We start from the raw sequence: 23,537 nt of genomic DNA on the forward strand, positions 1-23,537 counted from the left end.
ATCGAGGGCCGCACCACCGACCTGCAACAACACACCACTGCACAAGGTGTCAACGGCCCTTACGTGAACACCCATTACACCTACAACCGCAAGGGTCCACCGGCCCACCCGTCCCGCCCCGGTCCTCCCCGCACCATCAGGAAGCGCTGACCCATGAAGAGAGCACCCTGGCACCGCCGGCTCCGGCCGCCCGCCACGTTCGACCGCTCCGCCGTGCTGAACTGGACCGAGCGGATCAGCTCGGTGACCCACCTCTTCGCCAGCCTGGAATACCTCACCCGCAGCCGGGATCGGCAGCGGGGCGGGGCGAACAACTGGGCGGTCAACCGGCGTACCTTCCACGAGCACGCCCCCCGCCTGACCCGGGCGCTGGACCTGGCCGCCAACGACCGGGTGGCCACCGCGCTGCATGTCAGCCGGGCCGTCGCGGCGGCCGCGCTCTGGCTGCCGCTGGGCCGCCGGCAACGGGTCGCCGCGAACGCGGTGCTCTCCGGCAGCCAGGCCGCGCTGCACGCCCAGCACCTCTACGGCAGCGACGGCGCCGACCAGGTCTCCTTCCTGGTCCAGGCGCTCACCACCGCCGCCCGCGCCGGCCAGCGCCGGCCCGCCGTGGTCGACGCCTGCCTCTGGTTCGTCGCCCTGCAGTCGGTGCTGTCGTACACGGTCTCCGGCTGGGCCAAGCTGCCCAGCGAGACCTGGCGCAGCGGACGCGCCCTGCCCGGCATCACCCGGACCCTCACCTACGGCGACCCGCAGGTCTGGCAGCTGATGCGCCGCTACCCCCGGCTGACGAAACTCGCCGCCCACGGGGTGCTGGCGATGGAGTGCGCGTTTCCGCTGGCCTACGCCGCTAAGGGCCGCCCCGCCCCGTACCTGCTCGCCACCGCCGGGGCGTTCCACCTGGTCAACGCACGGGTGATGGGGCTCGGTCGGTTTTTCTGGGCGTTCACCTCCACCTATCCGGCGGTCGCCTACACCACCCGGCCCCGGGAACGCACCGGCGACGCGGCCGGCATCCGGCGCGACGACACCCTGCCCGCCGTGGCGGCGGCCGCCGGGCTGGTGCTCTTCGCCGCCGGCCAGGTCGCCCGGGTCCGGCGGCGTCGGCTGATCGAGCGGGGGCGCGGCGACGAGCGCACCGTCACCACCGCCGCCGGCAATGTCCTGTCCTACCGGTACGCCGGCAACCCGCCACCCGACCGGTCCACCGGTGCCGGGGCGCGGTCCGGCGGGGCCGAGGCACGGTCCGGCGGGGCTGCCGGTGACGGGCCGGTGGTGGTGTTGGAGAGCGGGATGGCCGCCACCGCCGAGCACTGGGAGCGGATCGCCGGTCCGCTCGGTGAGCGGTTCACCACGGTCACCTACCAGCGGGCCGGCTACGGTGCCAGCCGCTACCGGGACACCGGGGAGTACCGGTTCGAGACGATGGTCGACGACCTGGTCGAGTTGACCCGGCACGTGGCCGGCGACCGCCCGGTGGTCCTGGTCGGCCACTCACTCGGCGGCTACCTGGCCCTGCTCGCCGCCGCACAACTCGGCGGACAGGTACGCGGGGTGGCCCTGGTCGACTCCAGCCACCCCGCCGAACTCCGCCGTTCCCTACGGCAGGCCGAGGGCGGCCGGGCGCTGACCAGCACCCTGGCCATCATGCCCGGTTCCCTGCGGGCCGGGTTCGGTTCACTGCTGCCCCGGGCCCCCTGGATCGACCGGCTGCCCGAGCCCGTCCGCCCGCTGGCCCTGGCCCAGTACCGCGACCCGCAACTGTGGGCCGCCGCCCGGCGGGAGTGGCGGGTGGTGCAGGAACGCTTCGAAGACGAGAGCACCGGGCTGCCCCGGATCGACGTACCGCTGGTGGTGGTGACGGCCGGGCGGACCGCACGTGCCGACGCCGTCCAGGCCGACCTGCACGACGAGTTCGCCGCCGCGGCCCCCCGGGCGCAGCGGCACCTGATCGCCGACGCCGACCACGACGAGATCCTCACCGACGCCGACCGGTCCGCGGAGGTCGTCACGATCCTCACCGCGTTCGTCGACGACGTCACCGGGCCGGGCCCGGAGGTCCGGCGATGAGCCGCCGGGTCGGCTCCGACCTGCGCCCACTGACCACGGCGATCACCGCCGGCCTGGTCGGCTGGTTCGGGGTGACCGTGCTCAGCCAGCACCCGCAACAGGTCTTCGACCGGTTCCGCCGCTACGACGTACCCGGGTTGCTCATCGGCAACTGGCGCTTCTTCGCCCCCGAACCGGCGCAGCACGACTTCCACGTCCTGCACCGGGTGCTCACCGCCGACGGCGCGCAGACCCGCTGGGTGGAGACCACCCACATCCCACGCCGGCACTGGCGGCAGGTGGTCTGGTTCCCGGAACGCCGGCAGGACAAGGCGATCTTCGACATCTGCGCCGACCTGATCGTGCACCTGGGCACCCCCGGCGTCGAGATCACCGCCACCGCGCCGTACGAGGTGCTGCGGGACTTCGTCGCGCACGCCGTACACCGGCAGTACGCCGGGGCGGACGTACCCCGGGGATTCCAGTTCGTGATCGCCCGCAGCGCCGGCTACGACGAATCCCACCAGCCGGACTACCTGCTGGTCTCCCCGTTCGAACCGTTGCCGGAGGGCACCCCGAGATGACTGAGATCGCCGACAGCGGCTACGGACGCCAGTTCGTCGACTTCTACGACCAACTCTTCCCCGGCGGGACGGCGGCGGAGCCGGCCGTCGCGTACCTCGCCGGCCTGCACCCGGGCGGCGGAGCACCCACCCTGGAGCTTGGCGTCGGCACCGGCCGGATCGCCCTGCCGCTGGCCGACCGGGTCGGCGAGATCGTCGGGGTGGACTCGTCGCCGGAGATGCTCGACGCGCTGCGGGCCGCCCTCACCGAGCGACCCCGCCCGGTCACGCCGGTGCACGGCGACATCCGCGACTGGTCCGACGACCGCCGGTACGGCCTGGTCTACTGCATCTGCGGCACCCTGTCGATGCTGCTGGACCCGCAGGAACAGCAACGGGTCGTGAAGGCCGCCGCCGCCCGGCTGGCCCCCGGCGGGCTCCTCGTGGTGGAGACCCACAACCCGCAGTTCGCGCTGGCCGTGCTCAACCAGGGCCGGGCCCGCGACTCCTTCTTCGTGCCCTACCCCGGCCAGGACACCGGGCTGCTGTCGTACTCCACCATCGACGTGGCGAACGGGATCTGGCACCTGGCGCACATCTGGATCTCCGAGGGCCGGTCCCGGATCGCCTCGGAGCTGAGCCGGCTCACCACCCCCGACGAGGTCGACGGGTACGCCGAACAGGCCGGACTGGTCCGGGTGGCCCGGCACAGCGACTGGGCCGGCAACGAGTTCACCGGCGCGGAACCGATGTACGTCACCGTCTACCGCGCCCCGGGTGACCGGTGAGCACCCCGGCCGCCGGTGAGCGGCACTGGCTGCGCATGATCGCCGGATACGTCCGGCCACACCGGGGTCCGTTCGTGGCCGCCGCCGTGCTGCTGCTCGCCTCCAGCCTGCTCGGGCTGGCCCAGCCGCTGGCCGCCAAGGCGCTGATCGACGGCCTCACCGCCGGTCAGGGGGTGGGCCGGGCGCTGGTCGTGCTGACCGGGCTGGTGATCATCGCCGCCGTACTGCTCGGAGTCGGCAACTACCTGATCCTGCGCACCGCCGAGGCGGTCGCCCTGGACGGGCGGCGCGGCCTGGTCCGGCACCTGCTGCGGCTCACCGTGCCGGCGTTGCAGCGGCAGGCCCCCGGCGACCTGCTGGCCCGGGTCGCCGGGGACACCATGCTGCTGCGGCAGATCGCCAGCCAGTCCCTGATCGACATCTTCACCGGCGGCGTCATGCTGCTCGGCGCCGTAGCACTGATGGCGGTGGTCGACCTGGCCCTGCTCGGGGTGACCGCGGTCGTGGTGGTGCTGCTGGTGGTCATCATGGGGTTGTTGATGCCCCGCATCCGCGCCGCCGCGCTGCGCTCCCAGGAGTCGGTGGGCGACATGGGCGCCGCCCTGGAACGGGCGCTGGGCGCGTTCACCACCATGAAGGCCTCCGGCACCGAGGCCACCGAGGCGGCCCGGATCGACGCGGCGGCGCTGACCGCGTACCGGCAGGGGGTGAGCCTGGCCCGTTGGGGCTCGGTCGCCGGCACCAGCGCCGGCCTGGCCATCCAGGTCGCGTTCCTGGTCGTGCTCGGGGTCGGCGGCGCACGGGTGGCCAGCGGCGCGATGCCGGTCTCGGCACTGGTGGCCTTCCTGCTCTACGTGGCCTACCTGAGCCACCCGGTGATGCAGCTCGTCGGCGCCGGCACCTACCTGCAGATCGGGCGGGCGGCGCTGACCCGGATCGCCGAGATCGACGCGCTGCCCACCGAGCCGATCGACCTGCCCCCCGCGCCGCCGGTCAGGGCCGCCACCCCGGCGACCACCGCAACCGGTGTCCCGGCCGGGTCGGCGGGAGCCGGCGGGCCGACCACCACGACCGGGGCGGGGTCGGCCCGCGGACCGGCGGAGGTGGTGTTCGAACAGGTCAGCTTCCGGTACCCGGACCGGGACGAACCGGCCCTGCGCGACCTCACCCTGACCGTGCCGGCGGGCGGGCTGACCGCACTGGTCGGGCCCTCCGGCTCCGGCAAGACCACGGTGCTCGCCCTGATCGAACGCTTCACCGAACCACAACAGGGCCGGATCCTCGTCGACGGCCGGCCGCTGGCCGACTGGCCGCTGGCCGAGCTGCGCGCCGCCATCGGGTACGTCGAGCAGGACGTCGCGGTGCTCGCCGGGACGCTGCGGGAGAACGTCGCGTACGCCACCCCCGGCGCGACCGACGAGGAGATCCACGCGGTGCTGCGGACCACCCGGCTCAGCACCCTGCTGGACCGGCTCGGCGGCGACCTGGACGCCCCGATCCGGCACCGGGGGCTCTCCCTGTCCGGCGGCGAGCGGCAACGGATCGCGGTGGCCCGCGCGCTGCTGCGCCGTCCCCGGCTGCTGCTGCTCGACGAGGTGACCTCGCAACTGGACGCCGCCAACGAGGCCGCCCTGCGCGAGGTGATCCAGGAGATCTCCCGCCGGACCACCGTGGTCGTGGTCGCGCACCGGCTCTCCACGGTCCTCGCCGCCGAGAAGATCGTCGTGCTGGAGAATGGCACGGCCCGTTCCGTGGGTTCGCATCCGGAGCTGGTCCGCACCGATGCGCTCTACGCCAGTCTGGCTGCGGAACAGGCGTTGGTCTGAGGCGGGAGGGCACACCATGGGAGCGCAGAAGGCAGCCGGCGGATTCGACGCGGTGGTGGTCGGCTCCGGCCCGAACGGGCTGGCCGCCGCACTGGTGCTCGCCTCGGCAGGGCTGAGCGTCCAGGTGCACGAGGCCGCCGGGACCACCGGCGGTGGCACCCGGACCGAGGAACTGACCCTGCCCGGATTCCACCACGACGTCTGCTCCGCGGTGCACCCGATGGCCCTCGCCTCGCCCTTCTTCCGCGCCTTCGACCTGGCCGCGCACGGCGTACGGCTGTTGCAGCCGGAGATCCCGTACGCCCACCCGCTCGACGGGGGGCGGGCGGCGCTGGCCTGGCGGGACCTGGACCGCACCGCCGAGGGGCTGGGTCCCGATGGGGCGGCCTGGCGGTCCCTGCTCGGGCCGCTGGTCCGACGCTGGTCGGGAGTGGTCGACACGGCCATGTCCGACCTGCGCCGGGTGCCCCGCGACCCGCTCGCCGCACTGCTGCTCGGGCTCCGCACCCTGGAACAGGGCACCCCGGCCGCGGCGGCCCGGTTCCGCACCGGGGAGGCCGCCGCACTGCTGGCCGGGGTCGCGGCGCACGCGATCGCCCCACCGCGCCGGCTCGCCCCGGCCGGGGCCGGCCTGCTGCTGGCCACCCTCGGACACGCGGTCGGCTGGCCGGTCCCCGCAGGTGGCAGCCGGGCGATCACCGACGCGATGGTGAACCGGCTACGGCAACTCGGCGGCCGGGTGGTCACCGGCAGCCGGATCGACGACCTGGCCCAACTGCCGCCGGCCCGCACGGTCCTGCTCGACGTCTCCCCCGCCGGCCTGCTGCGCATCGCCGGCGACCGGCTACCCGCCGGCTACGTGCGCAGTCTGCGTTCCTTCCGGTACGGCGGGGCCGCCTGCAAGGTCGACTTCGCGCTCTCCGGGCCGGTGCCGTGGGCGGATCCGGAATGCGCCCGCGCCGGCACCCTGCACCTGGTCGGCTCGGCCACCGAGGCCCGGATCGCCGAAACTGCGGTGGTACGCGGCCGGCACCCGCAACGCCCGTACGTGCTCGCGGTGCAGCCCGGCGTGGTCGACCCGACCCGCGCACCCGCCGGCAAGCAGGTGCTCTGGACGTACGCGCACGTGCCGAACGGCTCCCCGCGCGACGTCAGCGACCAGATCGTCGCCCAGGTGGAACGCTTCGCGCCCGGCTTCCGCGACCTGATCCTGGCCACCCACGTGGTGCCGGCGGCGCAGGCCGGCAGCCACAACCCGAACTACGTCGGCGGGGACATCTCCGGCGGCGCGGTCACACCATGGCAGCTGGTGATGCGGCCGGCAGCCCGCTGGGACCCGTACCGGACCCCGCTGCCCGGCGTCTACCTCTGCTCGGCCTCCACCCCACCCGGACCGGCCGTGCACGGCATGTCCGGGCTGCACGCCGCCGGCCGCGCCCTGCGGCAGCACTTCGGCATCCGCACCGCCCCCCTCGACCTGATCCGCGGCGGACGCTGACCGAACCGGGCGGCGTCGACCGAGTCGCGCGGCGTCGATCGGCGCGGTGCGCGGGACGTCCGGTCTTCGCGGGCGGGCCGTACCCGATATCGCTCAACCCCGCCGTCACGTCCCTCGATCTCACCCTCCAGGCCTCCGCGCACGTGGCCGGAATGGCCGCCCGGGTACTGGGCAAGAATCCGACCTGGACCCCGGCGCAGGTGCACTCCTACCTGGTCAACAGCGCAACCCCAGGGGTGGTGACCAATCCCGGCAGCGGCTCACCCAACCGCCTGCTCTACGGATCACCAACCCTCTGAACGGTATCCGGCGGCCCGACCCGGTCGGGCCGCCGGACTCGTGTTTTGACCATCGGGGGGATTTGCGGTGGTCGAGGTCTAGCGGATTGGGAGGACCCTGTCGGCCCGGAGGCCGCCACGCTGCGGTCTCGGGGTGGCCGCCCGGTTGCCGGGTGGGGGCCGACGTGCCCGGCGCAGCGGTGGTCGTCCGCCGGCCCCGGTCACCGGGTCGCGGCCGGTTCGGGGAGTTCCGTCAGGTGCAGGATCCGGCGCGGGAAGAACACGACGAACGCCAGGATCGACGCCCCCGCCGCCACCCACAGGGCGGGGCGTAGACCGATGACGGTGGCCAGTCCGCCTCCGACGGGGCCACCGAGCGCGGCGACGCCGAGCATCAGCATGCGCATGACCGCGTTCATCCGGGCCATCAGCGTGTCGGGGGTCAAGGTCTGCCGAAGGCTGACGACGATGACGTTCGTCGCCCCCATCGCCACCGCGGAGGCCAGGAACACCGCCACCAGCACGGCGGTGAGCACCACCGTCGGTCCGCCGGCTGCCGGGACCACGATCCAGCTGGAGAAGGACACGCTCGCGCAGGCCACGTACACCCGACCGACGCCGAACCGCCGCGCTGCGGCCTGCGCCGACGCGGCGCCGATCAGGCCACCGACGGCACCCGACGAGAGGATGCCGCCGATGACGGCGGTGCTCAGGGAAAGCTCCCGGACGGCATACACCAGGAACACCGTCTGGATGAACATCAGGAAGAAGTTGTAGCAGGCACCCAGGATCGCGAGGATGCGCAGCAGCGGGTTACCGAACACCCAGCGCAGTCCCTCGCCCAGTTCGGTCCGCAGGTTGCGGGGCGTGTCGCTCCGTTCCGGCTTCACCTCGCGGGCCCTGATCTGCAGCAGCATGGCGATCGAGACCGCGTACGACGCGGCGTTCACGACGAGCGCGATGGGGGCGGTGAGGATGTTCACCAGTACACCGGCAAGGCCGGGCCCACCGATGTGGGCGGCGGCGTCCGCCGCGCCGATGCGGCTGTTCGCCTCGATGAGTCGGGTGTGGTCGGCGACGATGGTGGGCACGTAGGACACCCAGCACACGTCGAACATCACCGCGGCGACACCCACCCCTGCGGTGACGACGTAGAGCCAGCCGAGACTCAACTGACCGGTGACGGCGAGGATCGGCACGAGGCCGACCAGCACCAGCCGGACCGCATTCGCCCCGACCATGAGCGGCCGTCGCGGCATCCGGTCGGCGAGGGCACCGAAGAGCAACGAGAGCAGCAGGTACGGCAGGAGCTGGGCCATCCGCAGCAGACCCACCTGCTCGGTGCTGCTGTCGAGCACGAGAATCGCCGTCAGCGGCAACGCGAGTGCGGTGACCTGGGTCCCGAACATCGACACCGTCTCGCCTATCCAGAACAGGCGGAAGTCCCGGTTCTGCCACCACAGGCCCGTTCTGCTCCGCCGCTCACGCACTGGCAGTCGCTGGAACACCCTCACTCTCCCGCTGCGGCGAGGAGGGTGTCGATGACCGCCGCGAGTACGGGGCGGTGCTCGCCGGACCACATCGAATGGTGCGCGCCGGGGGCGCGGTACTCGCGTACCGTGGCCGCCAGCGGGGCCCACTGCCCGGCCGGTACCGCCCCCGGGGTCCTGAGCACGGAAAGCCGGCCGGGGTAGGTCCAGGTGGGCCGGTAGCGGAAGGTGGCCCGCACGCTGGCCCGGTAGACGGACAGGCGGCAACCGAGTTGATCCGGCCCGATCTCCGCCGGTAGCACCGTGTCCCGCAGGAACGCGTACAGCGCGTCGAACTGATCGGGAAGGCCCTGGTAGCCCGGGGGAAGTTCGGGGGCGTCCCGACCGGCCTCGGCCGCGATGTCGGCGACGAACTGTTCGACGGTGCGCCGGTCGTCGGGCGTCCGGGACGGGTCCGGCAGCGGGGTGTCGACGACGGTCAGGAACGGCACCGGCGCACCGGCCTCCGTGAGCTGCCGCGCCATCTCGAACGCGACCAACCCACCCATCGACCAGCCGAGCAGATGGTAGGGGCCCGTCGGCTGCCGTTCCCGGATCGCCGCTACGAAACGGCCGGCCAACGCCACCACGTCGGGCAGCGCGTGCTGACCCGGCTCCAGCCCCGGCGCTTCGAGACCGATGATCGTCCGTTCCGGGCTCAGCCGGCGGGCGACTCCGGCGAAGATGGACGGGGAGCCGGACGCGCCGGGGACGCAGAACAGCGGCGGGTACGTGCCGTCGTTGGGTGCGGCGGCCAGGGTCACCAGCGGTGACCAGGTGTCGGCCTGCTGGTCGGCGGCCCGTCGCGCCTGCACCGCTGCGGCGAGGACGACGGGCGTGTAGAGGTCCCGGGCCGTGATCCGGGTGCCCAGGCGTTGCTCGATCAGCTGGAGCAGCTTCGCCGCGTGCTCCTCGTCGGCGCCGAGTGCGAACAGGTTGTCGGTGACGGCGGCCGGGGTGGCCGGTGACACCAGGACGTCGGTCATGGCCAGCGCGATCGTCTGCGCCAGGCTCAGCGCATCGGCGGGCGGGCCCGCCTGCTGGTGGGGCGGTTCGGCGGCCGGATCGGCGGCCGGTGGTGCGACGGCCTGGAGGTGCACCTGCTGGGCGAAGTCGCGCAGGTTGGGCGAGCCGTACAGGGTCCGGACGCCGAGTTTCGCGCTGAACGCCTGGTTGACCCGGCTGATGACCCGCATCGCCTGCAACGAGTTGCCACCCAGTTCGAAGAAGTCGTCGTCGGCGCTGAGTCGCCAGGCGGCCATGCCGAGGACGTCGGCGAAGACGGCGGCGACCTGCCGTTCGGTCGGGGTGGCCAGCGCGACGACCTCCCGGTCGGCCTGGACGTACGCCGCCGGTGCGGGCAGTGCCCTCCGGTTGAGCTTGCCGCTGAGCGACATCGGCAGGCTCTCCAGCACCCGCCAGGCCTGCGGGACCATGTATGACGGCAGAAACTGGGCGGCGTGCCGGCGCAACTCGGCGACCGATGGTTCCGTCGACCCGGTCAGGGTCACGTAGCCGGCGAGGATCTGCTGGCCCCGCGCGTCCTCGGCCAGCTTCACCGCCGCCGTGTCGACCGCGGGATGGGTACGCAGCACCGCTTCGATCTCCTCGACCTCGATCCGTAGGCCCCGCAGCTTGATCTGCGTGTCGATCCGGCCCAGGAACTCCAGGTGGCCCTCGCGGTTCCAGCGGACGAGGTCGCCGGTGCGGTACACCCGTCCGGTGGACCGGAACGGGTCCGGGATGAACTTCTCGCTGTGCAGGTCGGGGCGGTTGAGGTAGCCGCGGGCCAGCCCCTCGTCGCCACCGATCAGCAGTTCACCCGGCACCCCGACCGGCACCAGCGCCAACTGCTCGTCGACGACGTAGAAGCGACGTCGGGTGATGGGCCCGCCGATGGGCGGCGAGGTCCGGTATTCCCCGCGGGGTACGACGTGCAGCGTCACGCCGATCGCCGCCTCGGTGGGGCCGTAGCCGTTGACGAACGTCCGACCCGCGACGTTCCACCGGTTGGCCAGCTCGGCCGGGCACGCCTCACCTCCGGTGAACACGTGGCGCAGGTGCGGGTACGGGCCGTCGTCGAGCAGCGCCAGCAGCGTCGGAGGTGCGCCGACGAAGGTGATGCGCTCGTCGCGGATCAGCGCGGACAGCGACTCCGTCGAGTGCAGGGTCTCCCGGCGTGCACACACCAGCGTGGCGCCGCTGATGAGCGCGGCGTAGACCTCTGCCTGACACAGGTCGAAAGCGAGTGACGCGAACTGCAGGATCCGGTCGCCGGGGCCGAACTTGAAGGTCTCGGCGAACGGGACCAGGTAGGACACCAACGCCCGGTGCTCGGTCAGCACCCCCTTGGGGCGGCCCGTCGAACCGGAGGTGTAGATCACGCTGACCAACGAGTCCCCGGTGCTCACCTCGTCGAGCGGGTCGCCTGCTCCCCCGGCCTCGGCGGACTCGATGTCCGGCCAGTCGCGGTCCAGGCACAGGTAACGACGCGACCGGGGCTCGGGAAGGCTGGCGAGCAGGTCGCTCGTGGTCAGCACCACGTGTGCGTCGGTGTCGTCGAGAATGAACTCCAGGCGGCCGACCGGGTGGTCGATGTCGAGGATCACGTACGCGGCGCCCGCCTTGGCGACACCGAGGAACGCCACGAGGACGTCCAGGCCGCGATCCATCGCGACCCCCACCAGCTCTTCGTGTCTGACCCCGCACCGGTGCCTCAGGTGGGCGGCGAGGACGGCGGCACGTCGGTCCAGTTCCCCGTAGGTCAGCTCGACGCCCTCGAAGACCGCCGCGACGGAGTCGGGTGCCGCTGCGGCCCGTTCCGCGACGAGGACGTGCACGGGATCGGAGCGGACGGCGTCGTCCGGACCGCGACCCAGCCGCATCAACTCGGCCCGGTCGTCGGCGGACAGCAGGTCGATCTCGGACACCCTGATGCCGGGGTCGGCGGCCGCACCGGTCAGGACGCGCTCGATGTGGGTGAGCAGTTGGTCGATGCGCCACCGGGCGAACAGCTCCGTCGAATACTCCGCCGACACCCTCAGCTCGGTCGCCGACTCGGCGAAGGTCAGCGACAGGTCGAACCGGGAGTGCATCGTCTGCTGGTCGACCACACTGATGGTGGCTCCGGGCAGGTCGAGGGAGCCGCTGCCGGTCTCCTCGTTGAGCACCTGGAGAAGGACGTCGAACAACGGATTGCGGCTGGGGTCGCGGGGGACGGCAAGGCGGTCGACCACCCGCTCGAACGGCACGTCCTGAAGCTCGTAGGCCCGCAGGGAGGTGTCCTTGACCCGATCGAGCAGCTCGGCGAAGGTGGGCTTTCCGGACAGGTCCAGCCGCAGCACCACCGCGTTGACGAAGATGCCGACGACCTGTTCCAGGTCGGGATCGGACCGACCGAGTGCGGTGGTGCCGACGGCGAGGTCCTCCTCACCGGTGTAACGGGACAGGACCACCCCGAGGGCCGCGGTCAGGAGCATCGACAGTGAGACCTTCTGCGACCGGGCGAGGCGGCGCGCGGTGGCACCGATCGATGCCGGAAAGACCCGGCTGAGGTGTTCGCCGCGGTGGACGGTGTACGGCGGTCGCGGGTGGTCAGCCGGCAGGTTCAACGCCGGCAGGCCCGACAGTTGGGACTTCCAGTAGGTGAGCTGCGCTTCGAAGGTGCCGTCTTCGAAGGCGACCCGCTGGGCCTTGACGAAATCGGCGTAGTCGGTGGCGGCCCGGCCGGCCGGGAGTTCGTGACCCTGCCGGATCGCCGCGTACGACCTGCGGATCTCGTCACTGATCAGGTTGATGGACCAGCCGTCACACACGATGTGGTGAATGACGATGGACAACAGGTGTCGTTCCGTTGCGACGCGGAACAGGCGGAACCTGTAGAGCGGGCCCACGGCCAGGTCGAACGGTGTCCGTGCCAGCGTGGTGGCCGCGTCGAGGGCACGTGTCTCCCGGAGTTCCCCCGCTGCGGTGGAGTCGTCGATCACGAGCGCCTGCTCCGGAGGAGCTGCGATGACCTGGTAGGGAACGCCGTCGTGCGCGTCGAAGCGCGCGCGGAGGATGTCGTGGTTCGCGACGACCCGGGTCATCGCGGTCTGTAGTGCCGAGTGATCCAGGTCGCCGTCGATCCGGTACAGCACGGCGACGTTGTACGTCGGTGTGCCGGGGGCGAGTTGGTCGAGGAACCACAACTGTTCCTGGGCGAACGACAGTGGCAGTTCAGCCGAATCCGTCGCGTGTGCCGAATTCACCAGGGCCTCGGTCACTACCTCTCCTTCCTACAGACACCCGCAATCTGTCGAAAAAGCGCAAACTCGTGTCGCGTAATCACGGAGATGTCAGTGCCCGGGAGCGAACCCGGCGCTGTTTCGCCACGGGGTGACCTACGGTGAATCAACTTGGACAGCATCATCGGTCGGTGCCGGATATTGCTTCGATCCATTGCCACAGCTAGCGACCAGAGTATGACCGACGGTAACATTAGCGATGGGGTGCGTCAATACGTATTGATGGCCGGCCGGGAGTTCGCCGGCGGGGTTGCGGCTGATTTGAGCTGGTCCGTATGGCTCATGGTCAGGTGTCCGTAGCGCTGTCCATCATGGTGAACCGTCCCGGTTTCGGCGCAGTCGGCGGTCACTGCGCGTGGCGGACGCCCGGAGGGCGGTGCACCACCAGGATCCCGCCGGGGAACGGGGGCGGACCTGGCCGACCGGACAGCCCCGCAACGTCACGCCGACGCGCCGTCCGGCGTGGTGGCCGGACCGTCCCGCGGGTGCCGACCCCCTCACCACGGGCGGCAGCCGGCAATCACGGCGTCGCGTTCCCCGCCCGACGCCGGCACCACCCACGGCGCACGTGAGGACAATTCCCTTCCGCATCGTGCGGACACGACCCCAAGTGGTGACCGGCGACAGCTTCCCGAGCGAACACACATTCAGCCACGACACCATTTTCACCCTCGGGGGAAATTGGCAGGTCCTTCGCGGCTGCCGCGTACGCCGGACTGCTAGCCTGCCGATCAGCGGAAACGCCCGTCGACCCAGCGCGAAGGGAGCATCCCAGTCGTGACGACAATTCGCATTCTTGGCCGCGCCGCACCATGGAGGACACTGTTCCTCGCCATTGCCGTCGCGGTGGCCCAACTGCCGGCACCCGTCGCCGGTGCCGCCGCCAGGGGCGACCGACCCGCCCTCCGTTGGCGGGCCGACGACGCGCTGTCGAGTTCCCGCTTCGCGCTGGCGGCGGCCACGGCGCCGGACGGGTCGATCTTCGCGATCGGGGGTGCCGACGCGGCTTCGGTCACCACGGTGGTGGAGGTCTACACGCCTCGGACGCGGCGGTGGAGGGCCGGTCCGTCGCTGCCCCGGCCCCGGTACCGCCATGCGGCGGCCACCGGCGGGGACGGGCGCGTCTACGCGATCGGTGGCAGCTCTCCCGGTGCCGAGGGAGCGTTCCTCAGCTCCGTGCTCGCCCTGACGCCGGGCGACGACCACTGGGTGCCCGTCGCGTCGATGCCCAGCGGACGGCAACTGCTCGCCGCGACGGCCGGCACCGACGGCCGGGTCTACGCCGTCGGCGGGGACCGTCGCGGCTCGCTGTCCACCCTGGAGGTCTACGAGCCGACGGTGGACCGGTGGACCACCGCGGCGTCGATGCCCACGCCGCGCTACGAGATGGGGGTGACCGGCGGACCAGACGGGCGGATCTACGCGATCGGCGGCTGCGGGGACGGCGTCCTGAACGTCCTCGACGTCGTCGAGGCGTACTCGCCCACCACCGACACCTGGGCGACTCTCGCGCCGCTTCCCAGCCGGCGGTGTCTGGTCGACGCCACGACCGGCCCGGACGGCCGGATCTATGCGACCAGGTGGCTGTGAACTGGTCACCGACCCTTCGGGAAGACCGGTCGACTGCGTGGACACCACCCGGGTGGACGCGTACTCACCCGACACCGGCACCTGGGCGACGGTCACCGGCACCACCACCGCCCATCGTGAAGGCGCGGCGGTCACCAGCGGCAGGAGGATCTTCGCGATCGGTGGGCACACCGCCGGGGTGGAGTCCGCGCGGGTGACCGCCCGCCGCCCGCCGGGGGCGTGACCGGCCTGCGTCACCGGCACGGGTTAGCATCGGCGGCGGCATGATCGTGCGAGGTGCCCCGCGGGTGCGGGGAGAATCGGGAAGCCGGTGTGATTCCGGCACGGGCCCGCCGCGGTGACCGGGGAGCGACCGTCCAGGCGCGAGGAGCGCAGCCACTGGCCGTACGGCTGGGAAGGCGGACGGGTTGGCGTCGATCCGGGAGTCCGAAGACCGGCCTCGCGTCGACCGCCCGCCCGTCCGGGGTGGGCCGAGCGCAGCGGGAGCCTGCCTGTGGAACTCTACGACGCCATCCACCGCCGCCGGGACGTCCGGGCCCAGTTCACCGGGGAACCGGTGCCGGACGGCGCCCTGCACCGGATCCTGGACGCCGCGCACGCCGCACCCAGCGTCGGCTACTCACAGCCGTGGGACTTCGTCCTGGTCCGGGACCCTGCCATCCGTCGTCGGTTCCACCGGCACGTGCAGGCCGAGCGGGCGACGTTCGCCGCCACCCTGGACGGCGCGGCGGCCGAACGGTTCGCGGGCATCAAGATCGACGGGGTGTTGGAGTCGACGCTGTCGGTCGTCGTCACGTACGACCCGCAGCGTGGGGGCCCGGCCGTGCTCGGGCGGCACGCCATCGCCGACGCCGGTCTCTACTCGGTCTGCCTGGCCATCCAGAATCTCTGGCTCGCCGCCACCGCCGAAGGGCTGGGCGTCGGGTGGGTCTCCTTCTACCGGGAGTCGTTCCTGGCCGGGCTGCTGGGCGCACCGGCCGGCATCCGGCCGGTGGCCTGGCTCTGCGTCGGGCCGGTCACCCACCTGGAGTCCGTGCCCGACCTGGAACGGCACGGGTGGCGTCGACGCCGACCTCTCGCCGAGGCGATCCACCACGACCGTTGGTTGCACAGCTGAATCCCCATTTTCCATTGTGGATGACAGCGCGCCTCGTCGCTGCAACACTGTTTTCGGTCGATCCCCCGCCGACTTCCTGAGTGCCCACTGATGGATTTTGACAGCGATGGGACAGCCATTGGATCTGCACAGGGTAGTAATCAGCCATCCTGAATCCTGCCCGAGACAGGTTGACTTCATTGGTACCGACGACCGGCACGGCGCCGCCGCTGCACCGGCGGCCTTCCCCGCCGGACTTCGCTTCGGGGTTCACCGGTGACGCGAGGCGGTCGTTGTCGCCGCGGGTCACGGCGACCGGTGGCAGCTCACGGAGAAACCAGCCCCGAGCGCCCGCCTGACTGCGGTCGGATGTCCCCCGGGCCGACGAACACAGCCTCGACGAGCGCGCTGAGTACGCCGACTCATGCCTGGTCGGGTCGGACCGTCCACGCTGAACCGCGTGACTTCTGAGGCGGCCGGTGCACGTCGGTGGGGTGGCCCGATCGTGGGGCTCCTGGTCCTGGTCTGGATCGGCGGGCTGATCGCGGCAGCCGTGTGGTGGCTGAGCATCGGCTTGGCGCAGTGGAACGCCAACTACGACGGCCGGCCCGACGAACTGGTGGGCCTCGGACGCCAGGCGAGCCTGGCCCTACTGGTCGCCGCGTTGGTGGCGATCGCCGGCCCGGCAGTCATCGCGCTCGTCGCGTACCGGCTGCGGCTGGTCCGAACCGCGATCGTCTTCCTGGTGCTGACCGTCGTGATCGCCGTGCCCGCCCTACCGTTCGCCGCATCCGTCGGGCGGGGTCTCACTCCGGTGCCGGCAGACACGACGCCCGGCCCGCCAGGGCACTGCGTGGAACTCAGCGGCGGCGACAACCGCTGCCCGGGCGGCTGACGGGAGCGGGAGCAGCAGGGTGTGCCGGGATGACCGGGCAGGCGGCCCACCCGGAAACGACGGAAGGACCGGGGTGGTGCTGGCTTCCATCCGTCGAGGTGCCGGCCTGGCGTCGACCTGTCGGGATTACGCGGGTCTCGACCATCACCCCGTGACAGGATCCGCCCGCCCTCCTTGCCTACTGGTCGTGACGGGCCTTGACCGCAGCCGTACGCAGCGCATCGATCGCACCCATGTTCAGCTCGGCCCAGCGTTTGAGCTCGCGCAACGGACCGACGAGCGTGTCGCCGAGCGCTGTCAACGAGTAGTGCACGGCGGGCGGACTCGTGGGTTCCACCCGGCGGCGGGCGAGGCCGTCGCCTTCGAGTTGACGCAGGGTGTGGGTGAGCATCTTCTGGGACACACCCGGCATGCGGCGGCGCAGCGCGGCACGAGCCGGACGACGTTCGTCGGTGGCGTCGCCGGGTTCGCCCACGTCCAGTCCCCCACGCGGATCTCGTTCGCCCTCCCCGAGGCCGACGCCTCCCCCGGGCCGACGTCGATGTTCTTCCTGCTGCCTGGAGTCGGCGAGGTCCTGCGTGTCAACGGCACGGTCACCTCCCAGCGGCGAGCACGGACCACGGTGGTGATCAGGCAGGCGTGGGTCCACTGCGCGCAGGCCATCCTCCGGTCCGGCCTGTGGCAGCCACCCACCCAGCAGACCGCGTCGGCCCCGCAGATCGCCCTCGACGAGCCGCTGGGGGCACCCGGTGTGGCCGAGTTCCTCGCCGCAGCGCCGTTCCTCGCACTGTCGAGCTGGGACACCGAGGGTGGCAGCGACACCAGTCCCCGAGGCGATCGGGGAACGGTGGTCCGGATCCTCGACGGTCGGACGCTCGTGCTCCCGGACCGCAGGGGCAACAAACGCGCCGACACGCTACACAACCTGCTGCAGGATGAGCGGCTCGCCTTCGCCGCGCTCGTGCCCGGCCGCAGCGGGGTGCTGCACGTACGCGGGCGCGGCGTGGTAACCGACGACCCGGCACTGCTACGGACCCTCGCGCTGCGCGGGCTGGCACCGCACGCGGCGCTCGTCATCGACGTCGAACACGCCGAGGTGACCGGCAACGACGCGGTGGCCCGGGCCCGGCTGTGGCATCCCGGCGCACACCTCGACCGCAGTGCCGCGCCGGATCTCACCATGATCGCGTTGGAGCACCTCGCCACGAACTCGGCGGACGCGCCGGGCGGGCCGCCTGCGGCACTGTTCAGGGTCATCGGCGCGATCCCGGGGCTGTCGCGGGCGCTGCGGGTGGTGATGCGCCGCGCCTACCGCTCCGCGCTGCGTAAGGAGGGCTACGCCGACATCGCGGACGGGCGACGGACCGACGGCGACCGGGCCGGAAGTCCGCTGCGGGAGGTGCGCATCGTGGAGATGCGCCGGGAGACGCCGAGCACCGTCACGATCGTCCTCGAAGACGCCGCCGGACGGCCCGACCACTTCGCGTTCCGGCCCGGTCAGTACTTCACGCTCGTCGTCGAGGTCGACGGCCGACCGGTCCGGCGGGCCTATTCGGCCTCGTCCGCGCCGGGGACGACGCGGCTGGAGGTCACCGTCAAGCATGTCGAGGGAGGGCGGCTCTCCAGCCACGTGCACCGGATGCTGCGCGTCGGGGACCTCCTGGGCCTGCACGGCCCGTCCGGGACGTTCCACACCGAGACCGAGCCACCGACCGAAATACTGCTCGTCGCCGCCGGCAGCGGTGTGACGCCGATGATGAGCATGATCCGTACGCGGCTCGCCGACCGGGCCGGCCACGACCGGATCGCGCTGCTCCACAGCAGCCGGTACGCCGACGAGGTCATCTTCGCCGCCGACCTCGACCGGTTGGCCGCGGAGCACCCCGACCGGTTGTCCGTCACCCACGTCCTGACCAGACGGGACGGCCGTCTCGACGCGGACCGCCTGGTGGACTGGTTCACCGGCCGTGCGCCGGCCGCAGACGCCCGCTACTACGTCTGCGGCCCCGAGGCGCTCATGAGCACCGTACGGAAGGTGCTCGCGAGCCTCGGCGTGCCGAACGCGCGGGTGCACCACGAGACGTACACCTCGGGTGCCGGCACCACGATCGCGACCACGACGCCGCAGCCGATGACCGTGGAGGCGGCCGGGCAGCCCGTCGGCGCGGGGACGGTCGAGCCCGGTCAGAGTCTGCTCGACGCGGGTCTCGCCGCCGGGATCGACCTGCCGTTCTCCTGCACCGTCGGCACCTGCGGCGAGTGCGTCGTGCGGCTTCGCCGCGGCGACGTCGTGTTGAGCGAGCCGAACTGTCTCACCCCGCAGCAGCGGGCCGCCGGCTACACCCTGACGTGTGTCGCCCAGCCCCTGTCCGAGGTGACCATCGACCTCGCCGACCAGGGGCGTTCCGCGATAAGTGGCCAAGGCTGATCTGGACACCGGGTGGCAGATCGTCGGGGTTGCAGGTCGACGGCGTCGTAGTCACGACGCCACCGACGACGACCCGGCCGACACCAGGCTGATCACACCCACGGTCAATGAGGTCCGCCACCTGATCACGCGTGCGTCATCCGTCCGACCAACGACGCCACCCACCGTCTGCACTGGTCGGGTTGACGCGATTCCGCAAGCTCGAGCCCGACGAGCCCACTACACGCCGCCTCCATCCCGGATTCCCGTCAGGGTCTCGCGACGGCTGATGCGCTAGACAGTGGTACCCGCCTTCTCCGTAGCGTCGCCGGAATTCTCGGTGCGGGTTACGCGGGCGAGAAAGACACCCCACGCGGCGAGCAGCACCGGAACCAGTGAGTTCCACCAGTTCGGTGTCAACCAGGGGAAGGAGCCCACGACGAATGCGGCTGCGGCAACGATGCCGACAGCTCGCCCGGCCAGTCCGGCGCGTGTCGACCAGCCGAGCGTCACCGCAGCAACGGCGAAACCCAGGAACGCCACGTGCAGGGCGCCGAACGTCGAGCTGACGAGCAGGGCTACGACCTCGGCTGACAGGTCGATCTCAAACACCGGGTAGACCAGACGCCCCACCGCGAGCAGTACGACGACGAGCGCGACGAGGGCGACTGTGAGAGCGGTCCTTCCCACGTCGATCCACGCCGACGGGCCGGCCAGGCCCGCGCTGAATAGACCGCGCGCACCGGCTCCCCAGCAGATGACCGCGAAGAACAGCAGTTCGTTGCTCCACATCAGTAATGAGTGGCCGCGTTCGACCCACGCCGTCATCGCGACCGCCTCGGCGGGCGGGTCAGGCAGAAGCGACAACAGCAGCAGGGCTGCGGCGGTGAGGAGCGCCCCCACGATCGTCAGCCAGCGGTGCACCCGTACGTCGACCGCTTGACGCGGCGTCATGTCTCTTACCATCGGACCGCCTCCGATAGCAGTCATCTCCCTACCGTGCCCTGCATACTCTGCCTCCCGTGAACGACCAGCCATGATCCCGGACGGCGGTGCCGTATCAGGAGTCGCGTCTGCCCCAGTTGCCGAGTGCGACGATCGCCTCGCGCAAGGCGAACCCGCGGTCGGTCAGCGCATAGGCCCGGGTGTTGTGTCGAAGGGGCAGGCGGATCAGCACGCCAGCCGCTTCGAGCTCGCGCAGGCGTATCGCGAGCATGTTTGTCGGCACGCCGAGGTCACGCTGCAGATCGCCGTAGCGCTGTGGCCCGTCGAGCAGCCGTTCCACAATGAGCAGGGCCCACCGTGCTCCGACGATGTCGAGGGCCGCGGCGAGATCGCTCACGCGGTCGGATCGGCGTCCGTCTTCATCCAAAACGGTGAGTAGTGGTAGCCGTCGGGGTCGTCGAATTGACGCTGGTACATGAAGGGGTAGTCGTCGGTGTCACCGATCCGCCCGCCAGCAGCGCCGGCGCGGTCGACGAGTTCGTCGACCGCCTCCCGGCTGCCCAGGTCGAACGAGACCGTGACCTTCGAGGGCGTCCGAGGTCCGCCGATCAACTCTTCGACTCCGCCGACGCTCGCGTACATCTCGCGGCTGCCGAGCATGACGTACTGCTCGGGGGCGATCGCGAAGCACGACACGTTGTGGTCGGACATCTCGGCGTTGAGGGTCCAGCCGAGGGCGGTGTAGAAGGCGGTTGCGCGCTCGACGCTCTCGACCGGGCAGGTGATGAAGAGGCTCACACGGGCCATACTTGCAAAATACAAGTGGCAGGTCAAGCGGCGTGCGTCCGCCGTCCAGCGACGGGACCAGGAGTCGGTGCCCTCCCACATGTCGAATTCGTCAGGAAGGTCCCGCCATGGTGTGATCCCGGAGAAGGCCAGGACGCCATGGGCCGTCGTGCTCCTGGGTGGGCCTGGCGGCGGGTCGCCCCGATGATGCCGGCAGGTCGGGTCAACCCGGTGACGGTGAGGTCTACGTGGTGACGGAGGACTGGCCGGGTAGGGCTTCCTTCCCGCTGCCGGGGTCGGGCGACCACCTACCCGGTGAGTGGTCATGGCGTCGGACGGGCCGGTCGTCGCCGCCGGCCCGGGGCCGGCCCGGGAAAACCATCTCTGACCTGACCGCACGGGCCTATTCTCGACCCGTAGGCACCGGAACCGGAGGCTCGTCGCGGGGATCCGGCCTGCCGACCCGGCACACGTCACGGCCACGTGCTCCCGGCTGCCCGGCGCCCTGTGGTGGCGCTCGGACGACGCGACGGGTCACGTCGGTGGTGGTGGAGCATGACGCCCTGCCCGGGACAGTCTCGGGAACTCACGACGACGGGAGCAGGATGACCAGTTGCCCCATCGGATCACACGGACGACGTGGTCGTGTCCGACGCGGATTCCCGCTCGTCGTGCTGCTGGTGGGGTTGTTGATCCCCGTCGCCCCGGCATGGGGTGCTGACGGTGGTCCGACCGGCACCGTCGAGATGGCCGCCGACGGGGACGTGGTCGGCACCCCCACGCCGCTGCGTAACGTCCCATCGGTGATCGCCGACGTGGCCGACGGTCAACTCGTCGTCTACCGCATGCCCGGTATCCGGGGCGGCCAGATCAACGCCACCGCCATGCTGTTCCTGCCCACGCAGGCACCACCGGCCGGCGGGTGGCCACTCGTGGTGTGGGGGCACGGCACCGTCGGGTGGGCTCCGGAGTGCGCGCCGAGCGTGCAACTCCAGGAGCACGGCCGGTGGGCCGACGGGCCGAACGCGGCCCTGCTGGCGTCCATCCTGAAGATGAACATCGCCGTGGTCGCCCCGGACTACGAGGGACTCGGCCCGGTGGCCGAGGGTGTCCCGGAGGGGCACGGCTACTACGAGCTGTCCAGCGAGGGAAACTCGATGGTCTTCGCCGCGGTGGCCGCGCAGCGGCTCCTCGGTGACCGACTGTCGGGTCAGTGGGTGCCGGCGGGCTGGTCGGAAGGTGGCTTCGCCGCTCTGGCCGCCGCGTACTACTCCGACCAGGCCACCATGGCCGACCCCGAACTGGAGTACCGCGGCACCATCACCCTCGCCCCGGTACCGGACGTGCCCGCCATGAACCGGGTCCTGTGGAACGACATCGAGGCGGCTGCACGATCGGGGCTCCCGCCAACGGAGCACCAGATCGAGCAACTCGTCTTCGCCAACGCGGAGACCATCTACTTCACCAGGACCGAACGGTACGCGGGCTACGACATCGACCCCGCCACGATCTACGGCCCCACCATGCTGAGGTTCTACCGTGACAACTGGCGTACCTGCCTGGACGATCTGAACGCCCTGGTCAAGCAGGACATCCAGAACTACCTGAGCGCGTCGCCGGCACACCGGCTGACCACCTACCCCGGTGTTCGCGGCGACACCCCGAACTCGCTGCCTGAGAACAAGCGGTTCTACGCGGAGAACCAGGGCAGGCTGGAGAACTCGACGCTACCGGGGGCGATTCTCTGGCTGTACGGCACCGACGACATCACCAGCCCGGCCACGGTCACCTACGACACCGTCAACAAGATGCTGATCAACGGAAACGACATCAACCTCGCCGTCCTCGAAGGAGCCGGCCACTACGACGTGTCCGCCGCCGGTCAACCCCTGATCGAGGCCAGGCTGAGGCAACTGTTCGACATCACGTAGCGCCGCCTCGCCGTTGAGGCGTACGCCCGGTGGGTTGAGGTGAGCGACGACCTCACCTGAACATCCACTCCTGCCGTTCTCCCGCTGCTCACCCGCGATCGGCACGCCCTGCACCGCGTCGACCCGCACAGGGGACTGAACCGCATCGACCTCGCCGCCGTACGTCGATGGCTGGACCACCACCCTGACCAGCGCTTCCGCCGGTCAGGGGCTTTTGTCCTTCGGACGGCCTGATGCAGACCGACGACCCTTTCGACCCCCACAGCATCTGCGGTAGACGACTGCGCAGCTCAGCAACGATGTGTCCGGCGGCATCTCGTCGACTGTTGCGCTGTCCGTGTGCGTCCGTCGGACGCACGGACCCCCTCTGGTCACCGGGCACCAGAGCGTGCCGCCCCCGCTAAACGGGGGGTCTTCGAAGGAGGTTCAAATCTCCATAGATGAAAGTCAAAGCCCTGACCAACATTTTCGCTGGTCAGGGCTTTTGTCTGTCGGGACGGCCGGATTCGAACCGACGACCCCTTGACCCCCAGGACGGACAGTTACTCGCTACCGCACGTCATACATGGTGCGCACCGTCGCCAACGTGCACCTCCGTGCAGCCAATGCACCAGCACGCACATCGTGTGGTCCCCGGACGGTCCCCAGCGGCAGCCGCCGCTGCCCACAGCGGTGGCTAAGGTCGGCGGCGGGATTTGCGTTTCGGCTGACGCCCGCCCATAGCGGCAACTATTTGATCGAGGGTGCTGCGCGCATGCCTTGTGCTTGGATGTTGACTTCCGAGGTTAGTTCGTAGTTTCTGATGTGCTTGTTCAGCATACTGGCGAGCCGGGATTATGCGCCTTTGTTGCATCAGTAAGTTTGCCAAATTGACCATTACAAAAAGCGTTTGCGGATGATCTTCACCCGACACCCGCACCCGCCGCCGATACGCACCCTCAGCGACCTCCAACGCCCGCCGAAACTCCCCCACATGACCCAACGCGCTGGCCAGATTGTTCGCAGAAGTCAGCGTGTCGGGATGGTCCTCACCCGACACCCGCACCCGCCGCCGATACGCACCCTCAGCG

General features: G+C 71.0%; 19 protein-coding genes and 1 riboswitch. Of the genes, 12 read left to right on the forward strand and 7 right to left on the reverse strand.

What is annotated here, in order from left to right; all coding sequences use genetic code 11:
* The first annotated feature begins 153 nt into the window (after positions 1–153).
* The 6 genes from AB0K25_RS19550 to AB0K25_RS19575 all read left to right on the forward strand — a co-directional run bounded on the left by AB0K25_RS19550 (position 154) and on the right by AB0K25_RS19575 (position 7,023).
* On the forward strand, positions 154–2,070 hold the full coding sequence (locus tag AB0K25_RS19550; protein ID WP_219460150.1) for an alpha/beta fold hydrolase: 1,917 nt from the start codon (positions 154–156) through the stop codon (positions 2,068–2,070).
* Entirely contained in the window at positions 2,067–2,633 is a 567-nt protein-coding gene (locus AB0K25_RS19555; protein WP_219460146.1) for a hypothetical protein, read from the forward strand. Before AB0K25_RS19550 ends, AB0K25_RS19555 begins: the two co-directional genes overlap by 4 nt.
* Positions 2,630–3,400, forward strand: a complete 771-nt coding sequence (locus AB0K25_RS19560) for a class I SAM-dependent methyltransferase (RefSeq protein ID WP_363821550.1) — start codon at positions 2,630–2,632, stop codon at positions 3,398–3,400. Before AB0K25_RS19555 ends, AB0K25_RS19560 begins: the two co-directional genes overlap by 4 nt.
* Positions 3,397–5,226, forward strand: coding sequence for an ABC transporter ATP-binding protein (locus tag AB0K25_RS19565; protein WP_363821553.1), 1,830 nt, complete (start codon positions 3,397–3,399; stop codon positions 5,224–5,226). Before AB0K25_RS19560 ends, AB0K25_RS19565 begins: the two co-directional genes overlap by 4 nt.
* Before the next feature lie 16 nt (positions 5,227–5,242).
* Positions 5,243–6,724 (forward strand): NAD(P)/FAD-dependent oxidoreductase, encoded by a 1,482-nt coding sequence (locus tag AB0K25_RS19570; protein WP_219460134.1) that lies wholly within the window; start codon positions 5,243–5,245, stop codon positions 6,722–6,724.
* A gap of 86 nt (positions 6,725–6,810) precedes the next feature.
* The gene (locus AB0K25_RS19575; RefSeq protein WP_363821923.1) at positions 6,811–7,023 is read left to right on the forward strand and encodes a S8 family serine peptidase; all 213 of its coding nucleotides are present in this window, start codon (positions 6,811–6,813) and stop codon (positions 7,021–7,023) included.
* 200 nt (positions 7,024–7,223) lie between these two features.
* Here AB0K25_RS19575 and AB0K25_RS19580 read toward each other — a convergent pair whose 3' ends face one another.
* Together AB0K25_RS19580 and AB0K25_RS19585 are read right to left on the reverse strand one after the other, a co-directional pair.
* The gene (locus AB0K25_RS19580; protein WP_219460127.1) at positions 7,224–8,492 is read right to left on the reverse strand and encodes an MFS transporter; all 1,269 of its coding nucleotides are present in this window, start codon (positions 8,490–8,492) and stop codon (positions 7,224–7,226) included.
* Positions 8,493–8,512: 20 nt separating this feature from the next.
* Positions 8,513–12,796: an amino acid adenylation domain-containing protein gene (locus AB0K25_RS19585; RefSeq protein ID WP_363821557.1), complete on the reverse strand. Its 4,284-nt coding sequence runs from the start codon at positions 12,794–12,796 to the stop codon at positions 8,513–8,515.
* A gap of 798 nt (positions 12,797–13,594) precedes the next feature.
* Between AB0K25_RS19585 and AB0K25_RS19590 the strand changes: the two genes are divergently transcribed.
* The 4 genes from AB0K25_RS19590 to AB0K25_RS19605 all read left to right on the forward strand — a co-directional run bounded on the left by AB0K25_RS19590 (position 13,595) and on the right by AB0K25_RS19605 (position 16,398).
* Complete coding sequence (locus AB0K25_RS19590; protein WP_363821559.1) at positions 13,595–14,407, forward strand: kelch repeat-containing protein; 813 nt, start codon at positions 13,595–13,597, stop codon at positions 14,405–14,407.
* 37 nt (positions 14,408–14,444) lie between these two features.
* On the forward strand, positions 14,445–14,630 hold the full coding sequence (locus AB0K25_RS19595) for a hypothetical protein (protein ID WP_363821562.1): 186 nt from the start codon (positions 14,445–14,447) through the stop codon (positions 14,628–14,630).
* Between the two features lie 34 nt (positions 14,631–14,664).
* Positions 14,665–14,864: riboswitch (cobalamin riboswitch) on the forward strand.
* Positions 14,865–14,900: 36 nt separating this feature from the next.
* The gene (gene bluB / locus AB0K25_RS19600) at positions 14,901–15,524 is read left to right on the forward strand and encodes a 5,6-dimethylbenzimidazole synthase (protein WP_219460116.1); all 624 of its coding nucleotides are present in this window, start codon (positions 14,901–14,903) and stop codon (positions 15,522–15,524) included.
* A gap of 439 nt (positions 15,525–15,963) precedes the next feature.
* Positions 15,964–16,398 carry a hypothetical protein gene (locus tag AB0K25_RS19605; RefSeq protein ID WP_219460112.1) on the forward strand — a complete coding sequence of 145 codons (435 nt, stop codon included), beginning with the start codon at positions 15,964–15,966 and terminating at the stop codon, positions 16,396–16,398.
* Between the two features lie 178 nt (positions 16,399–16,576).
* On the opposite strand, the gene AB0K25_RS19610 is transcribed toward AB0K25_RS19605, so the two are convergent.
* A complete protein-coding gene (locus AB0K25_RS19610) occupies positions 16,577–16,789 on the reverse strand; it encodes a helix-turn-helix domain-containing protein (RefSeq protein WP_363821566.1) in 213 nt (70 codons plus the stop codon).
* Between AB0K25_RS19610 and AB0K25_RS19615 the strand changes: the two genes are divergently transcribed.
* A complete protein-coding gene (locus AB0K25_RS19615; protein ID WP_363821569.1) occupies positions 16,778–18,826 on the forward strand; it encodes a 2Fe-2S iron-sulfur cluster-binding protein in 2,049 nt (682 codons plus the stop codon). The genes AB0K25_RS19610 and AB0K25_RS19615 overlap by 12 nt on opposite strands.
* A 273-nt stretch (positions 18,827–19,099) precedes the next feature.
* On the opposite strand, the gene AB0K25_RS19620 is transcribed toward AB0K25_RS19615, so the two are convergent.
* From AB0K25_RS19620 to AB0K25_RS19630, 3 genes are all read right to left on the reverse strand, one after another.
* Positions 19,100–19,759 carry a hypothetical protein gene (locus AB0K25_RS19620; RefSeq protein ID WP_219460107.1) on the reverse strand — a complete coding sequence of 220 codons (660 nt, stop codon included), beginning with the start codon at positions 19,757–19,759 and terminating at the stop codon, positions 19,100–19,102.
* A 106-nt stretch (positions 19,760–19,865) separates the two neighbouring features.
* A complete protein-coding gene (locus AB0K25_RS19625; RefSeq protein ID WP_208570228.1) occupies positions 19,866–20,147 on the reverse strand; it encodes a helix-turn-helix domain-containing protein in 282 nt (93 codons plus the stop codon).
* On the reverse strand, positions 20,144–20,557 hold the full coding sequence (locus AB0K25_RS19630) for a VOC family protein (protein ID WP_255597529.1): 414 nt from the start codon (positions 20,555–20,557) through the stop codon (positions 20,144–20,146). Before AB0K25_RS19630 ends, AB0K25_RS19625 begins: the two co-directional genes overlap by 4 nt.
* 659 nt (positions 20,558–21,216) lie before the next feature.
* On the opposite strand from AB0K25_RS19630, the gene AB0K25_RS19635 reads away from it, so the two are divergent.
* Positions 21,217–22,467, forward strand: coding sequence for a hypothetical protein (locus AB0K25_RS19635; RefSeq protein ID WP_357538433.1), 1,251 nt, complete (start codon positions 21,217–21,219; stop codon positions 22,465–22,467).
* A gap of 676 nt (positions 22,468–23,143) precedes the next feature.
* On the opposite strand, the gene AB0K25_RS19640 is transcribed toward AB0K25_RS19635, so the two are convergent.
* Positions 23,144–23,512, reverse strand: a complete 369-nt coding sequence (locus tag AB0K25_RS19640) for a tetratricopeptide repeat protein (RefSeq protein ID WP_363821926.1) — start codon at positions 23,510–23,512, stop codon at positions 23,144–23,146.
* Positions 23,513–23,537 lie beyond the last annotated feature (25 nt).

The sequence above is a fragment of the Micromonospora sp. NPDC049257 genome (assembly GCF_040678915.1).
Lineage (GTDB): Bacteria > Actinomycetota > Actinomycetes > Mycobacteriales > Micromonosporaceae > Micromonospora > Micromonospora antibiotica.

Coding starts and splice junctions, on each gene's coding strand:
- AB0K25_RS19550 (WP_219460150.1), top strand. CDS start 154: ATGAAGAGAGCACCCTGGCACCGCCGGCTCCGGCCGCCCGCCACGTTC.
- AB0K25_RS19555 (WP_219460146.1), top strand. CDS start 2,067: ATGAGCCGCCGGGTCGGCTCCGACCTGCGCCCACTGACCACGGCGATC.
- AB0K25_RS19560 (WP_363821550.1), top strand. CDS start 2,630: ATGACTGAGATCGCCGACAGCGGCTACGGACGCCAGTTCGTCGACTTC.
- AB0K25_RS19570 (WP_219460134.1), top strand. CDS start 5,243: ATGGGAGCGCAGAAGGCAGCCGGCGGATTCGACGCGGTGGTGGTCGGC.
- AB0K25_RS19610 (WP_363821566.1), bottom strand. CDS start 16,789: ATGCTCACCCACACCCTGCGTCAACTCGAAGGCGACGGCCTCGCCCGC.
- AB0K25_RS19620 (WP_219460107.1), bottom strand. CDS start 19,759: ATGACGCCGCGTCAAGCGGTCGACGTACGGGTGCACCGCTGGCTGACG.
- AB0K25_RS19630 (WP_255597529.1), bottom strand. CDS start 20,557: ATGGCCCGTGTGAGCCTCTTCATCACCTGCCCGGTCGAGAGCGTCGAG.